Source organism: Pseudomonas sp. Ost2 (genome assembly GCF_018326065.1).
Taxonomy (GTDB): Bacteria; Pseudomonadota; Gammaproteobacteria; order Pseudomonadales; family Pseudomonadaceae; genus Aquipseudomonas; species Aquipseudomonas gingeri.
Genome location: NZ_AP021904.1, coordinates 783,994 through 799,344, shown reverse-complemented (window position 1 = coordinate 799,344; position 15,351 = coordinate 783,994). Strand labels below are relative to the sequence as shown.

Annotated in this window: 15 protein-coding genes; 11 read left to right on the top strand and 4 right to left on the bottom strand. The window is 65.0% G+C overall.

Annotated features, from left to right (window positions below; all coding sequences use genetic code 11):
• Nucleotides 1-22: 22 nt before the first annotated feature.
• Entirely contained in the window at nt 23-223 is a 201-nt protein-coding gene (locus tag KI243_RS03435) for a cation transporter (RefSeq protein WP_017125135.1), read from the bottom strand.
• A 146-nt stretch (nt 224-369) separates the two neighbouring features.
• Here KI243_RS03435 and KI243_RS03430 point away from each other — a divergent pair, with 146 nt between their 5' ends.
• The 3 genes from KI243_RS03430 (at nt 370) to cueR (ending at nt 3,646) form a co-directional block, all read left to right on the top strand.
• On the top strand, nt 370-756 hold the full coding sequence (locus tag KI243_RS03430; protein WP_177083241.1) for a hypothetical protein: 387 nt from the start codon (nt 370-372) through the stop codon (nt 754-756).
• 84 nt (nt 757-840) lie between these two features.
• Entirely contained in the window at nt 841-3,228 is a 2,388-nt protein-coding gene (locus KI243_RS03425; RefSeq protein WP_212810454.1) for a heavy metal translocating P-type ATPase, read from the top strand.
• A 10-nt stretch (nt 3,229-3,238) separates the two neighbouring features.
• Nucleotides 3,239-3,646, top strand: a complete 408-nt coding sequence (gene cueR, locus KI243_RS03420) for a Cu(I)-responsive transcriptional regulator (RefSeq protein ID WP_017125133.1) — start codon at nt 3,239-3,241, stop codon at nt 3,644-3,646.
• Between the two features lie 135 nt (nt 3,647-3,781).
• Here cueR and KI243_RS03415 read toward each other — a convergent pair whose 3' ends face one another.
• Nucleotides 3,782-4,681, bottom strand: coding sequence for a PA4780 family RIO1-like protein kinase (locus tag KI243_RS03415; protein WP_017125132.1), 900 nt, complete (start codon nt 4,679-4,681; stop codon nt 3,782-3,784).
• 439 nt (nt 4,682-5,120) lie between these two features.
• On the opposite strand from KI243_RS03415, the gene KI243_RS03410 reads away from it, so the two are divergent.
• The gene (locus tag KI243_RS03410; protein ID WP_017125131.1) at nt 5,121-7,067 is read left to right on the top strand and encodes a methyl-accepting chemotaxis protein; all 1,947 of its coding nucleotides are present in this window, start codon (nt 5,121-5,123) and stop codon (nt 7,065-7,067) included.
• Between the two features lie 12 nt (nt 7,068-7,079).
• Here KI243_RS03410 and KI243_RS03405 read toward each other — a convergent pair whose 3' ends face one another.
• Both KI243_RS03405 and KI243_RS03400 read right to left on the bottom strand, forming a co-directional pair.
• The gene (locus tag KI243_RS03405) at nt 7,080-7,868 is read right to left on the bottom strand and encodes a helix-turn-helix transcriptional regulator (protein ID WP_042934928.1); all 789 of its coding nucleotides are present in this window, start codon (nt 7,866-7,868) and stop codon (nt 7,080-7,082) included.
• Between the two features lie 383 nt (nt 7,869-8,251).
• Nucleotides 8,252-9,529, bottom strand: coding sequence for an acetyl-CoA C-acetyltransferase (locus KI243_RS03400; protein WP_212810453.1), 1,278 nt, complete (start codon nt 9,527-9,529; stop codon nt 8,252-8,254).
• A 120-nt stretch (nt 9,530-9,649) separates the two neighbouring features.
• On the opposite strand from KI243_RS03400, the gene KI243_RS03395 reads away from it, so the two are divergent.
• The 7 genes from KI243_RS03395 to KI243_RS33155 all read left to right on the top strand — a co-directional run bounded on the left by KI243_RS03395 (nt 9,650) and on the right by KI243_RS33155 (nt 15,346).
• Nucleotides 9,650-11,002, top strand: coding sequence for a 3-oxoacyl-ACP reductase (locus KI243_RS03395; protein WP_212810452.1), 1,353 nt, complete (start codon nt 9,650-9,652; stop codon nt 11,000-11,002).
• Between the two features lie 2 nt (nt 11,003-11,004).
• Nucleotides 11,005-11,859: a MaoC/PaaZ C-terminal domain-containing protein gene (locus KI243_RS03390; RefSeq protein WP_178992414.1), complete on the top strand. Its 855-nt coding sequence runs from the start codon at nt 11,005-11,007 to the stop codon at nt 11,857-11,859.
• Between the two features lie 135 nt (nt 11,860-11,994).
• Complete coding sequence (locus tag KI243_RS03385) at nt 11,995-12,300, top strand: MazG-like family protein (protein ID WP_017125598.1); 306 nt, start codon at nt 11,995-11,997, stop codon at nt 12,298-12,300.
• The gene (locus tag KI243_RS03380) at nt 12,297-13,046 is read left to right on the top strand and encodes a methyltransferase domain-containing protein (RefSeq protein ID WP_017125599.1); all 750 of its coding nucleotides are present in this window, start codon (nt 12,297-12,299) and stop codon (nt 13,044-13,046) included. Before KI243_RS03385 ends, KI243_RS03380 begins: the two co-directional genes overlap by 4 nt.
• Nucleotides 13,047-13,059: 13 nt before the next feature.
• Complete coding sequence (locus tag KI243_RS03375) at nt 13,060-13,668, top strand: DUF4136 domain-containing protein (protein ID WP_017125600.1); 609 nt, start codon at nt 13,060-13,062, stop codon at nt 13,666-13,668.
• A gap of 30 nt (nt 13,669-13,698) precedes the next feature.
• Nucleotides 13,699-14,262: a DUF4136 domain-containing protein gene (locus tag KI243_RS03370; RefSeq protein ID WP_017125601.1), complete on the top strand. Its 564-nt coding sequence runs from the start codon at nt 13,699-13,701 to the stop codon at nt 14,260-14,262.
• 271 nt (nt 14,263-14,533) lie between these two features.
• Nucleotides 14,534-15,346 (top strand): pilus assembly protein TadG-related protein, encoded by an 813-nt coding sequence (locus KI243_RS33155; protein ID WP_348529733.1) that lies wholly within the window; start codon nt 14,534-14,536, stop codon nt 15,344-15,346.
• The last annotated feature ends 5 nt before the right edge of the window (nt 15,347-15,351 follow it).

Sequence of the window (15,351 nt, the reverse complement as noted above, 5' to 3'; positions counted from 1 at the left end):
AGCGGCGGAACGATCGGAGCGGTCAGCTCGCCAGCTGCACCGCGTAACCTTCATCGCTGATCACACTGATGACCTCGTCGGCCGACAACCGGCTCTGCACGCCGACTTCCTTCGCGCCGAGGTCCACCTGCACGCTGGCCGCCGGATCGCGGGCCTGCACGGCCTGGGTGATGGCCTTGACGCAGTGACCGCACGACATGCCCTGGACATTGAAGATTTGCATGACACTTCTCCTGTATTGAGGTTGGGAGCAGTCTCAAGCTTGCCATCGTGGCAAGGTCAAGTTCCTCGTGAAGCTGCCGGGCTGGCATTTCGCTCGCCCCTGCGCCAAGCTTCGTCATCGACGATCCAACCGTAGGAGATTCAGCCATGCGCTGGTCAGTTTTCAGCCTGTTCGGCCTTCTCAGCCTTTTCGGTGCGACACCCTTTGCCAGCGCCGCCGGAGAAAACTACGGGGTGCTGATCATCTCCCGTGAGCGCCTGGAGGTTTCGACGCCTTGCGAAATCGGCGTCTACCTGCAGGATCAATTGTCGGCGCGACTGTTCCAGGAACAGGCCACCTCCTTCAACCTGCCGCCCGGCGATGTTTCCGTGCGCCTCAAGGCGCTGCCGGGCCAGGCCCCTGGCTGTAACGCGAGCATGCTGGCGGCCCCGCAGCAACTGATCAAGCTCAATGGCGGGGACGTGCGCAAGTTCGCCATTGTCGCCGGGCCGAACGGACTGCGCCTCAAGCAGGTGCCGCTGGGTTATCAGTAAGTCGAACCCTGCGCAAAAGAGAGGCTTGACCTTGCCAAGGTGGCAAGGTTGATCCTGTGGGCAACTTCTCCAGGAGTATCGCCCATGCTCGAATCCACCCTTTTCGACCTGCCGATCGCCGGCATGACCTGCGCCAGTTGCGCCGGCAGAGTCGAACGCGCCTTGCGCAAAGTAACGGGGACCAGCGCGGTCAGCGTCAATCTCGCCACCGAACAGGCCCGCGTCCAGGCCCCCGCCGACAGCTTGCCGGCACTGCTGCAGGCCGTCGAACAGGCCGGTTACCAGGTGCCCAGCCAGAGCCTGGAACTGAGCATCGGCGGCATGACCTGCGCCTCCTGCGCCGGCCGCGTCGAGCGTGCCCTGAACAAGGTCGCCGGGGTGCGCAGCGTCAGCGTCAACCTGGCCAATGAACGGGCCCACCTCGAATTGCTTGGCCAGGTCGATCCGGCGCTGCTGATCGCCGCCGTCGGCGCCGCCGGTTATTCCGCCACCCTGCGTCAGAGCGAAGCCGCCACGGCCCAGGTGCAACAGCAGCGCCTGAGCCGCGAGCGCTGGTCGCTGCTGCTGGCCATCGCCCTGGCGCTGCCGCTGGTGTTGCCGATGCTCGCCCAGCCCTTCGGCTACGACTGGATGCTGCCGGCCTGGCTGCAATTCGCCCTGGCGACGCCGGTGCAGTTCATCTTCGGCGCACGCTTTTATGTCGCCGCGTGGAAGGCGGTCAAGGCCGGAGCCGGCAATATGGACCTGCTGGTCGCCCTCGGCACCAGCGCCGGTTACGGCCTGAGCCTCTACCAATGGGCCAACGCCGGCCACGGCCATATGCCCCACCTGTATTTCGAAGCCTCGGCGGTGGTGATCGCCCTGGTGCTGCTGGGCAAATACCTCGAAAGCCGCGCCAAGCGCCAGACCGCCAGCGCCATCCGTGCCCTCGAAGCCTTGCGTCCGGAACGGGCGATCCAGGTGATCGACGGCCGCGAACAGGACGTCGCCATCAGTGCCTTGTGCCTCGACGACCTGGTGCTGGTCAAGCCCGGTGAACGTTTTCCGGTGGATGGCGAAGTGGTCGAAGGCCAGAGCCATGCCGACGAGGCCCTGATCAGCGGTGAAAGCCTGCCAGTGCCGAAGCAGCCCGGAGACAAGGTCACCGGCGGCGCCATCAACGGTGAAGGCCGGTTGCTGGTCAAGACCCAGGCGCTGGGGGCGGAAACCGTGCTCGCACGGATCATCCGCCTGGTGGAAGACGCCCAGGCGGCCAAAGCACCGATCCAGAAGCTGGTGGACAAGGTCAGCCAGGTATTCGTCCCGAGCGTACTGCTGCTGGCCCTGGCGACGCTGGTCGGCTGGTGGCTGCACGGCGCGCCCCTGGAGACCGCCCTGATCAATGCCGTGGCGGTGCTGGTGATCGCCTGCCCGTGTGCCCTGGGCCTGGCCACCCCGACCGCGATCATGGCCGGTACCGGCGTCGCCGCGCGCCATGGCATCCTGATCAAGGATGCCGAAGCCCTTGAGCGCGCCCATGAAGTCAGCGCCGTGGTCTTCGACAAGACCGGCACCCTGACCTCCGGCACCCCGCGGATTGCCCACTTCAGCGCCGTCGACGGTGACGAAGCACTCGCCCTGCAACTGGCCGGCGCTCTTCAGCGTGGCAGCGAACACCCGCTGGCCAAGGCGGTACTCGATGCCTGCGCGGAACGTGGCCTGGCAGTGGCGGATATCCATAACAGCCGCTCATTGACCGGACGCGGTATCGCCGGCGAACTCGACGGTCGTGCCCTGGCCCTGGGCAACCGCCGCCTGCTGGACGAAAGCGGCCTGGCGGCCGGAGCCCTGGAGGCAACGGCGAGCGCCTGGGAGGCCGAGGGCCGCACCTTGTCCTGGCTGATCGAGCAGAGTCCACAGCCACGGGTGCTGGCCCTGTTCGCCTTCGGCGACACCCTCAAGCCAGGTGCCCGGCAGGCCATCGAGCAGTTGCAGGCGCGCCATATCAGCAGCCACCTGCTGACCGGCGACAACCGCGGCAGCGCCCGGGTGGTCGCCGAAGCCCTGGGTATCCGCGATGTGCATGCCGAAGTGCTGCCGGCGGACAAGGCCGCCACGGTCAGCGAACTGAAGAAGAGCGGCGTCGTCGCCATGGTCGGCGACGGCATCAATGACGCCCCGGCCCTGGCCGCCGCGGATATCGGCATCGCCATGGGCGGCGGCACCGATGTCGCCATGCATGCCGCCGGCATTACCCTGATGCGCGGCGATCCACGGCTGGTGCCGGCGGCGCTGGAAATCAGCCGCAAGACCTATGCGAAGATCCGGCAGAATCTGTTCTGGGCATTCGTCTATAACCTGATCGGTATCCCGCTGGCCGCCTTCGGCCTGCTCAACCCGGTGCTGGCGGGGGCGGCCATGGCCCTTTCCAGCGTCAGCGTGGTCAGCAATGCCTTGCTGCTCAAGACCTGGAAACCCGAAGACCTCGACTGAAGGAGATGGCATGAACATCGGCCAAGCAGCCCGCCAGAGCGGGCTGAGCGCAAAGATGATTCGTTATTACGAATCCATCGGCCTGCTTAAGGCAGCCACGCGCACGGACAGCGGCTATCGCCTGTACGGAGCGGACGAGTTGCATACCCTGGCGTTTATCAAGCGCTCGCGGGACCTGGGGTTTTCCCTGGAAGAAGTCGGCAAGCTGCTGACGCTGTGGCAGGATCGCCAGCGCGCCAGCGCCGACGTGAAGGCCTTGGCCCGGCAACATATCGACGAGTTGAACCGCAAGATCAGCGAACTCGCCGGGCTGCGCGATACCCTGCAAGACCTGGTGGAGCACTGCCAGGGCGATCATCGCCCGGACTGCCCGATCCTCAAGGACCTGGCATCGGGGAACTGTTGCGAGCCCACCTGAGCCCGCCCCAGGATCGTTGATCGTTCCCACGGTCCCCGTGGGAATGCAGCCCGTGACGCTCTGCGTCACAAGAGCGGACGCGGAGCATCCTGAGAGGCATTCCCACGCAGAGCGTGGGAACGATCAGCAACACGATCAGTGCTGCATCCAGGGCGGTGGCGGCTCTTCGGCCAGCTTGCCCGGCGGGGCGTCGTCTGCCGAACGGATGGCCTGGCGACGTTCTTCGTCGAAACGTGCCGCTTCGATCTCGCGCAGCACGCCACCGACATCCGCCAGTTCTTCCGGATCGTCGAACTCGCCGGTCAGGACGCTGGCCGGATGCAAGGTGCCAGCCTCGTACAGGGCCCACATTTCCTTGGCATAACGGGTGCGCCGCAGTTCCGGGGCAAACCGGCCGAAATAGGAGGCCATGTTGCCGACGTCACGCTCGAGCATGCTGAACGCGTGGTTGTTGCCGGCCGCATCCACCGCCTGGGGCAGGTCGATGATCACCGGGCCATCCGGCGTCAGCAACACATTGAACTCCGACAGGTCACCGTGCACCAGACCGGTACACAGCATCAGCACGATCTGCGAAATCAGGAACGCGTGGTACTCGCGCGCCTGGTCCGGCTCCAGGACCACGTCATTGAGACGCGGCGCGGCATCGCCGTACTCGTCCGCCACCAGCTCCATCAACAGCACGCCTTCGAGGAAATCGAACGGCTTGGGCACCCGTACGCCGGCACTGGCCAGACGGAACAGGGCCGCCACCTCGGCGTTCTGCCAGGCGTCCTCGGTTTCCTTGCGGCCGAACTTCGAGCCCTTGGCCATCGCGCGGGCCTGACGACTGTTACGCACCTTGCGGCCTTCCTGATACTCGGCCGCCTGACGAAAACTTCGTTTATTCGCCTCCTTGTAAACCTTGGCGCAACGCAGCTCGTTGCCACAGCGCACCACGTAAACAGCTGCTTCTTTGCCACTCATGAGTGGGCGCAGCACCTCGTCGACCAGACCGTCCTCGATCAGGGGTTCAATGCGTTTTGGAGTCTTCATCAGCTTTTATTGTGGGTCCTTTATTACCAAACACGCGAATGTCACTCGTTGTACGGCCATCCTCTCACAGCAGGAAGGAAGATGCCGACCTCGAATGTTCTCCAATGCACTCAATGTGCCAGATTACCGCGGCAAATCCACGAGCCCCAAGGATAATAGCTGACACTCATCAGACCACTACCAGGCGGGCACTCTGTCAGTTCCGACCATTGCCAGCCGTCGAATACTCGGCAAAAACGGGAATTTTCGCCAGACGGCCTCAATTTTTTCCTGGCCGGGCCGAAGCGCTCAGAGACAGAGGAGCGTTTGTCGGACAATCAGCACACCGCCCGCGAAACGGATTTTCAACACCGCAAGACTTTCACAGCAGCCCAGCTTCGCGCGCCATCGGTACGTCGTGGGCCCACAAGAAAAAAATCTGGAAGAATCTGGAGCGCGGATGAACATCAAGCAAAAACTGACCTGGGCGTTTGCAATCGTCGCCTGTTTGCCGGTGGTGCTGGTCGCCACCCTGGTGGTAATGAACCTGCGCAGCGAAGCGCGCAACAGCTTTGCCGACGGCAGCGGCCGGGAGATCCGCCAGGTCAGCAACGCCATGCAGCTGTTCTTCGAAGGCATCAGCCAGAACGTCGAATACCTGGCCAACCAGCCGCTGATCAAGAACAGCGATGGCAGCCTCAAGACCTACATGAGCGCCGATGCCGCCAAGGTCCCCCAGGGCGACATGGACAAGCAGGTCTACACCTTCCTCGAAGCCCTGGGCACCAGCCATCCGGCCTATGCCTACGCGATCATCGGCACCGAAGCCGGCGGCTACGTGTCCTGGCCCGACGATCCGAAGCTGAGCAACTACGACCCGCGCCAGCGCCCCTGGTACAAGACCGCCATGGCCAACCCGGGCAAGCCGCTGCGCACCGCCGCCTATTACTGGGCCCAGGACGACGCGACCTACGTCAGTACCGTGCGCACCGTCGCCAACAAGCTCGGCAACCCGGGCGGCGTGGTCAGCATCGACGTGACCCTCAAGCAGCTCACCGAGATCGTCAAGCAGATCAAGCTCGGTGAAAGCGGCTACCTGATGCTGCTGGAAAACAGCGGCAACCTGCTGGTCGACCCCAAGCAGCCGGAACACAACTTCAAGGCCCTGGGCAGCCTGGGCAGCGGTTATGCCGACCTGGCCAAGGCCGGCAAGGGCCTGGTGGAAGTCGAACTCAACGGCGAGCACTACATGGCCAATATCTGGCCTTCGGAACAACTGGGCTGGACCTTCATCGGCCTGGTCAAGCAAAGCGAAGTCATGGGCACGGCCAACCAGCTGACCTGGCTGATCGCGATCATCGCCGCCGTGCTCGCGGTGATCTTCGCCATCGTCGGCGCCAGTTTCGCCAGCCTGATCGTACGGCCGATCCGCAGCGTCTCCAGCGGCCTGGAAGGCATCGCCCAGGGCAACGGCGACCTGACCCAGAACCTGCAGATCCGCGGCAGCGACGAAACCGCGCAACTGGCGAGCTGGTTCAACCAGTTCCTGGCGGCGATCCGCAGCCTGATCCAGCATATCGGCCTGTCGGCGAACAAGATCCTCGACTCGTCGCGTAATTCCACCCGGGTATCGGGCGACATGGCCGACGCCGCCGGGCGCCAGCGTGAAGCGGTGGACATGGTGTCCACGGCGTTCCACGAGATGGTCGCCACCGCCAACGAAGTCGCGCGCTCCTGCAGCCAGGCGGCCGAGTCCGCCGACAGCGGCCAGCGCCAGGCCCGCGAAGGCCAGCAGCAGATCGATGCGGCCGTGCACAGCGTCGATCAGTTGAGCCAGGAGATCGAACAGTCGGCCCAGTCCATGCAGCAACTGGAAAGCGACAGCAACAACATCCAGTCGATCCTCGGCACGATCCGCTCCATCGCCGAGCAGACCAACCTGCTGGCGCTGAACGCCGCCATCGAGGCCGCCCGCGCCGGCGAACAGGGTCGCGGGTTTGCCGTGGTGGCCGACGAAGTGCGCGCCCTGGCCAAGCGCACCGCCGATTCCACGGCGGAAATCGATGGCCTGCTGGGCAACCTGGCCAAGCGCACCAGCCAGGTCGCGCAGCAGATGCATGCCAGCCTGGAGGTCTCGCAACAATCGGTGACCCGCATCGGCCTGGCGCGCACCAGCTTCGGGCAGATCCGCGAATCGGTGGACGTGATCCGCGACATGAACACCCAGATCGCCACGGCGGCGGAAGAACAGCATCAGGTGGCCGAAGACATCAACCGGCATATCAGCCAGATCCATGGCGATGCGCAGTTGGTGGCAGAGCTGGCGAACTCGGCACGGCTCGATTCCCAGAGCCTGGCGGGTCTGTCCAGCGAGCTGGATGGCCTGGTGAAACGCTTCCGGACCTGAGTCGGGGGGCGACTAGCGGAACAACTCTCCCGGCGTATAACCGAACAGGCCCTTGAAGGCCGCGATATACGCCGAGGTGGAGTCATAGCCGCAGGACAGCGCGGCACGGGTCACGCTGTCGCCCTCTTCCAGGGCACTGAGCGACGACAACAGGCGCATGCGCTGGCGCCAGCCGCGAAAGCTCAGGCCGGTCTCGCGCTGGAACAGGCGCATCAGGGTCTTCTCGGACATGCCCAGGCGCACCGCCCATTCGCTCAAGGTCACGCCCTGCTCCGGGCTTTCGATCAACTCGTTGCACAATCCCAACAACCGCGGATGGCGGGGCAACGGCAGGGAAAAGCCGACCTCCGGCAGACTCGCCAACTGGTCCAGCAACACCTGCACCAACCGCGCCTGGGCGCTGCCCTCCTGGGGATAATCCGCCGGCAGCAGGCAGAAGCTCTTGATCAGTTCCCGCGCCAGCGGCGTCACCTCCAGCACCCGGCAGCGCTCCGCCGCCCACGGGCAATCCTCGCGGCGCACATACAGGCTGCGCATTTCCGCCTGCATCGAAGTCACCACCTCATGCTCCAGCCCGGCCGGAATCCACACGCCCCACTGTGGCGGGGCAAAGAAACTGCCTTCGGAGGTATGCACCCCGAGCACGCCGCTGATGGCATAGGAAAACTGTACCCAGTCATGGCGGTGGCGCGGCGTCCAGGAGCCGGCATTCAGGCTTTCGGCACGGGCATAGAGCGGGCGCGGCAGGGCCGACAGCACGGGAATCTGTCTTTCGGGACCACGTTGTCCGTTGGTCGGCATGGATCAACCTTATGTCGCGCGATGGCTGGCGGGTGCGACCTTAGGCCAAGAACCTCCCGCCTGACAATGCCTTTGAAAACCTCTTCAGTGAGCGGCCCTGTGTGAGAGTGGACTTATGTGGGAGCGGGCTTGTGTGGGAGCGGGCTTGCCCGCGAAGAGGCCAGTGGATGCACCAAAAGCTTCGGGGGCAAGCCCCCTCCCACCTACAAAAGTCGCTCTCCTGCAGAAGCTCGACAGACCCACCGCTATCACCAGCAAGCCGGCTCCCACACAGACCGCGAGCTTATGTGGGAGCGGGCTTGCCCGCGAAGAGGCCAGTGAATGCACCAAAGGCTTCGGGGACAGGCCCCCCTCCCACAGAGACCACAAAGCTTTTGGCGGCCTCACCGCTCGATAATCGCCGTCACCCCCTGGCCACCGGCGGCACAGATAGAAATCAGGCCGCGCCCCTGGCCCGCCGTGTCGAGCAGCTTCGCCAGGCTCGCGACGATCCGCCCGCCGGTGGCGGCGAACGGATGCCCGGCCGCCAGGGAACTACCCTTGACGTTGAGCTTGCCGCGGTCGATCGAGCCCAGCGGCGCGTCGAGGCCCAGGCAGGTCTTGCAGTACTCGGGATCTTCCCAGGCCTTCAGGGTGCACAGGACCTGGGCGGCGAAAGCCTCGTGGATCTCGTAGTAGTCGAAATCCTGCAGCGTCAGGTTGTTGCGCGCCAGCAGCCGCGGCACCGCATAGGCTGGCGCCATCAACAGCCCTTCGGCGCCCTTGACGAAGTCCACCGCCGCCGCTTCGCCGTCACGCAGATAGGCCAGGACCGGCAGCCCGCGCTCCCTCGCCCATTCCTCGCTGCCCAGCAGCACCAGCGAGGCACCGTCGGTCAGCGGCGTGGAGTTGCCCGCCGTCAGCGTGCCCTTGGCGCTGCGCTCGAACACCGGCTTGAGCGCCGCGAGCTTTTCCAGGGTCAGGTCCGCACGCAGGTTGTTGTCGCGGGTCAGGCCGAGAAAGGGCGTGAGCAGGTCGTCATGCCAGCCCTCGGCATAGGCCGCGGCCATCTTCTGGTGACTTTCCAGGGCCAGTTGATCCTGCTCGCCACGGGGAATGTTCCAGGTCTGCGCCATCAACTCGCAGTGCTGCCCCATGGACAGCCCGGTACGCGGCTCGCCGTTGCGTGGCAGTTCCGGCTTCAGGTGATGCGGGCGCAATTGCAGCAGCGCCTTGAGTTTGTCGCCGGTGCTTTTGCTTCGATTGATTTGCAACAGGATCTGTCGAAGCCCTTCGTTGACCCCGATCGGCGCATCGGACGTGGTGTCGACGCCGCCGGCGATACCGCATTCGATCTGCCCCAGGGCAATCTTGTTCGCCACCAGCAGGGCCGCTTCCAGCCCGGTGCCGCAGGCCTGCTGGATATCGTAGGCCGGGGTCTGCGGCGACAGCCGCGAGCCCAGCACGCACTCGCGGGTCAGGTTGAAATCCCGCGAATGCTTGAGCACCGCCCCCGCCGCCACTTCGCCGAGGCGCAGGCCGTGCAGGTTGAAGCGTTCGATCAGGCCCTCCAGCGCCGCCGTCAGCATCGCTTGGTTGCTCGCGGTGGCATAAGGGCCATTGGAGCGGGCGAACGGGATGCGGTTGCCCCCGATAATGGCAACACGGCGCAACGAATTCATAAAAAACTCCCTATTATTTGAGTGACATTGCCGCTAAAAGAGTAGGCCCTTTCCTGCAAAACGAACCAGTGACGGTCCTTTGCGGTCAACCTTTGAACCCCTGCCGCCGGAGAGCGTTCCATGTCTGACCGTTATATCGACTTCGCCAACTCGACAATCGGTCAACGCCTGGTAGGCGCCCTCGGCCTGCCGGCGCCGACACGCCTGGAACGCTGGCAGGCCGGACGCCTGCGACCGGTGGAAGGCGCCCTGCTCCTGGGCGGCGGGCCACTGGCGGCAAAAGTCGGCGCATTCGCCCTGCGGCTGACCGATGCCGTCTACAGCTACGGCAGCGACGTGCCCGGATGCACCGCCTGGATTCCCGGCCACGGACCGAAGCTCAAGGCCCTGGTATTCGACGCCAGCGCGATTGTGCAGACCGACCAGCTCAAGCAGTTGCGCGAATTCTTCCAGCCGTTGCTGAGGAACCTGGAGTCCTGCACCCATGTGGTGATCCTCGGCCGCGCCCCGCAAAACCTGCGCGATCCTTTCGCGGCCAGTGCGCAACGGGCCCTGGAAGGCTTCAGCCGGTCGCTGGCCAAGGAATTGCGCAACGGCGGCACCCTGCAGTTGTTGCGGGTCGACGAGGATGCCGAAGATCAGCTCGAAGGCGCACTGCGCTTCTTTCTGTCGCCGAAGAGCGCCTACGTCAGCGGCCAGGTGCTGCACCTGGCGGCCTGCGCCAGCCAGGTCCAGGACTGGAGCCGCCCGCTGGCCGGGCGCAAGGCGCTGGTCACCGGCGCGGCGCGCGGCATCGGTGCGGCGATTGCCGAGACCCTGGCCCGCGACGGCGCCGAGATCATCCTGCTGGACGTACCACAGGCCAAGGCCGACCTCGATGCCCTCGCCGCCCGTCTCGGCGCGCGCAGCATTGCCCTGGACATCTGTGCCGAAGACGCCGCCACGCAACTGGTCGAGCAACTGCCCGATGGCCTCGATATTCTCGTCCACAACGCCGGCATCACCCGCGACAAGACCCTGGCGAACATGACGCCCGAGTTCTGGGACGCGGTACTGGCCGTCAACCTCAATGCCCCGCAGGTGCTGACCCGCGCCCTGCTCGACAGCGGCACCCTGCACGATGCCGGCCGGGTGATCCTGCTGGCGTCCATCAGCGGTATCGCTGGCAATCGCGGCCAGACCAACTATGCCGCGAGCAAGGCCGGGCTGATCGGCCTGGCCCAGGCCTGGGCCCCGCTGCTGGGCGAACGCGGCATCAGCATCAACGCCGTGGCCCCCGGTTTTATCGAGACACAGATGACCGCGCATATTCCCTTCGCCCTGCGCGAAGCCGGACGACGCATGAGCTCCCTGGGCCAGGGCGGCCTGCCCCAGGACGTCGCCGAGGCGGTGGCCTGGCTCGCCCAGCCGGGCTCGGGAGCGCTCAGCGGTCAAGCCTTGAGGGTCTGCGGACAAAGTGTATTGGGGGCCTGAACATGCAAGTGAATTGGCAGTACCTGACCATTGCCCCCGGGCTGCCGGGGTTGTACGTACGGGCCGCCCGGCGGCGCAAGATCACCGGTACCCAGTTGCCGGCCGAGGGCCTGTGCTGCTGGGTCACCGTCGACACCAAGCGTCTGGCGGCCTACCGCAAGGTCTGTGGGTTTGCCGATACCGGCCTGATGCCGGCGACCTATCCCCATGTGCTGGCATTTCCCCTGCAAATGCAGTTGCTCACCGCCAAGGACTTTCCCTTCCCCCTGATGGGCCTGGTCCACTTGAGCAACCGCATCCGCATCCTGCGTCCGCTGGGCGGGGTCACCAGCCTGCGGGTCGGCGTCCAGGTGCAGAACCTGCAGCCCCATGCCAAGGGCGCGACCTTCGACCTGCTGACCCAGGTCGACGATGCCCTGGGGCCACTGTGGGAAGCCGAGAGCCGCATGCTCTGCCGCGGAGTCGAGCTGGCGGGGGATGCGCCCGAGGAAGTCGACCGGCAACCCGGAGAACTGACCGAACTGACCCGCTGGCAATGCCCGGCCGATATCGGCCGCCAATACGCCAGGGTTTCCGGCGACTACAACCCGATCCACCTGAGCGCCCTCAGTGCCAGGCTGTTCGGCTTTCCCCAGGCCATCGCCCATGGCCTGTGGAACAAGGCGCGGACGCTGGCTGCCCTGGGCAATCACCTGCCGGCGGCGAATATCGAAATCGACGTGACCTTCCGCAAGCCGGTGCGCCTGCCCAACGAAGTGCTGCTGTATGCCAGTGCGCCGGGATCGAGCGGGGAACTGCGCCTGACCGGCGCCGGAGAGCTGGAGCACATGACCGGCAACTGGCATCCCATCGGCTGAGCCACGACCGCCAAGCTGACAGCTTGCTGACCGTGATGAATATTTCATCCGCCCGCGGTGTTCTCCCAGTAGCAAGGCCCTTGCTTCCCGTTCTCATCCGCCGGAAGCTAGTCGCCTTGAAGGAGAACACTGCGCATGAACCTCGACGAACTGACCCAACGCCTGCACGGCATCCGTGATCGCAACGACTGGAAACAATTCCACAGCCCGAAAAACCTGGCGATGGCCGCCAGCGTGGAAATGGCCGAGCTGGTGGAGATCTTCCAGTGGCTGACGGAAGCCCAGTCGCGCCAGTTGCCGGCGGAAAAGCTGGCCCATGCCGGGCAGGAAGTCGGTGACATCATCCTTTATCTCCTGCTGCTGTGCAGCGAACTGGGGCTGGACATGAACGAAGTGGTGCGGGCCAAGCTGGCCGACAGCGAACGGCGGTTTGCCCAATGAGCGACCGTCATTTCGATCAACTGGCCACGCGCTTCGCCGAGAAGATCTACGGCGGTGCCAAGGGGGCGATCCGCCTGGCGGTGCTCCAGGCCGACCTCGCCGAAACCCTGCCGGACCGGCCATTGCGGGTACTGGACATCGGTGCCGGGCTGGGCCATATGTCGTTGTGGCTGGCCGAGCGAGGTCACCAGGTCACCCTCGCCGAACCCGCCGAGCCGATGCTCGAAGGGGCACGCCAGCGCTTCGCCGAGGCGGGCCAGCCGGCGACCTTTATCCAGGCGCCCTGGCAGGACCTGCTCGGGCAACTCACCGAGCCCTATGACCTGGTGCTGTGCCATGCGGTGCTGGAATGGCTGGCCGAACCCCATGCGATCCTGCCGGTGCTGCACCAGTTGACGCGACCACAGGGCTGGCTGTCCCTGGCCTTCTACAATCGTGATGCGCTGATCTACCGGAATCTGCTCAAGGGCCATTTCCGCAAGATGCGCAAGAACGACATGGCCGGCGAAAAGCAGAGCCTGACCCCACAGCAGCCCCTCGATCCACGGGAGCTGGCGGCGCGACTCGAAGGCCTGTGGGCAGTCGAGACCCAGAGTGGCGTGCGGGTCTTCCACGACTACATGCCGGTCGAGTTCCAGGCCCGTGCCGAACTGATCGACCTGCTGGAAATGGAGCTGGCCCATCGTCGTCACCCAAGCTTTGCCGGGCTTGGGCGTTACCTGCACTGGATCTGCCGTCCGGTGTGATGCGGAGGATGCAATGAATCGCCGTTTTGTCTTGTTGACACTGTGCCTGGGGCTGGCCGCCTGTTCGAGCCCGAACCCTTATACCGCCGACTCGCGACCGATCCCGCCGGCCCCACCGCAGGCGGCCGGAACCCTGGACCTGAGCGCCTACCCGGCACCGGCCCGCGACTATGGCCGCTATCGCACCTGGGCCTGGCTCAATGACCGGCTGCCCGCCGGCACGACCTGGGCCGATTCGGCGCAACTGGCCGAGATGGTCGGCAACGCCCTCGACGAGCAGGGTTTGCGCCCTCGCCGCGCCGATGCCCCGGCAGACCTGCGGGTCAGTGCCGACGTGCATCTGGAAAAACGCCTGCGCCAGGTCCAGGAAGACTATGGCTATGCCGGCGCCTACGGTGGTGGTCCGTACGGAAACCGCTACGGTATGTATAACAGCGTGCCGATCGTGCGCACCTATGAAGTCCAGGTGCTCGTAGCGCGCATCAGCCTGTTCGACGCCGCGACCGGTCAGCCGGTCTGGAGCGCCAGTGCTGAAACCAGCAGCCAGGGCAACCAGCTCGAACGCGCGGATGCCTTGCGCGAAGCGGTGCACAAAGCCCTGGCCGCGTATCCACCCAGCTAGACAACCTCGCCAGGCAACCGGAGAAAAATCATGTTCCGCCGTCTCGCTTTAGTAGCTTTCGCTGTGCTGCTCAGTGCCTGCCAAACCGCCCAGGTCAGCCACGACTTCGACGCCAGCCGCGATTTCGCGGCGTATCGCAGCTGGAGCTGGAAAGAACCCGCCCTGCAATATCGGCCGGACGATCCACGGATCAAGAGTGACCTGACCGAGCAACGCATCCGCCAGGCGGTCAGTGAACAGCTCGACCAGCGTGGCTTGCGTCCTGCACCGGCCGGTGGCAAGGCCGATGTGCGGGTGCAGGCCTACCTGATCGTCGACAACCGCCAGCAGCAGATCAGCACCAACTACGGCGGTGGCTGGGGTGGCCCATGGCGTGGCGGCGGCTTCTGGGGCGGCCCGGGATACAGCGAAACCCGCAATGTCGACTATCAGGTCGCGACGATCCAGGTCGACCTGCTCGATGGCAAGGACGGCAAGCTGGTCTGGCGCGGCAGTGCCGAGCAGGTGGTCAACGAAACGCCAACCCCGGCCGAGCGCAGCGCCGCCATCAACAAGACCGTGGCCCAGGTGATGGCGAACTATCCGCCCCGCTAGCAGCTCCCGGAGTGCCTGGGCGGACGCCTTCGCGGGCAAGCCCGCTCCCACGGTTTCGCGGGCGAGTCCGGATATCGACTACGACCAGGAACCTCCAGGAACGGTCTTGCCCGCGAAGACGGCAGCCCAGGCCCCAAGACACTTCTGCCCCTCCCGCCTTCCATCAGTCGCCAAACCGGCGACTCGCCAGCCCCCCCTTCCAGCCTTGACTACACTGCCATGCAGTACAGGAAAGTAAGCGCTCGGCCATGCGCCGGCAAAGGAGTGCTCGATGTCTTTCCCTCGCCGTCCAATGGCGTTCCGCGGCCCGTCGAGGCAACGCGGCGCAATCGGCCTGATGGCCGCCCTGACCCTGGGGCTGGCGCTGTTGTGCATGGTGGTGGTGGTTGATAGCGGGCGGTTGTACCTGGAAAAGCGTTCATTGCAACGAGTAGCGGATTCGGCGGCGCTGGAAGCCATGAGCCGGGGGGGAAATTGCGTCGCGCCGGACGTTACAGCTGCCAGCTATGCCAATCAGAATGCCGTACGCAATGCCTTTGTCGTCGCCAACGGCAATCGCACGCTCACCACGACCTGCGGAACACTGGTGACCGGCGCCAACAATATTCGAACCTTCTCCGCCGACGCCACGAAATCCCAGGCCATCCGGGTGGTCGCCACCAGGACTGTCCCCACCAGTATTGCAGCCGGCATAGGTGCACTGTTCTCCGGCGCCGCCAACCTGAACACGACACTGACAGCGACCGCCGTTGCCTCCCCAAAACCTTTGCCGCCGCTGGCACAGTTGACCATTCGCAGCACGCTGGTCACGGTCGACTCGAGCAAATCGGCGGCCCTCAACCTGTTGTTCGGTCAGATGCTGAGGAGCAACCTCAATCTGAGCGTGGCGGGTTGGCAAGGCCTGGTCGATACCAATATCAACCTGCTGAGCTACATGAACCAACTGGCAATCGATCTGCACCTGTCCGCCGGAGACTACAACAGTGTTCTCAGCACCAATACCACCCTGACACGGCTGATTGATACAGCGATTACGGTCTTGACGGCGGGGGGACGACCACCAGCATCGCAGTCAGCGGGCTGACCGAT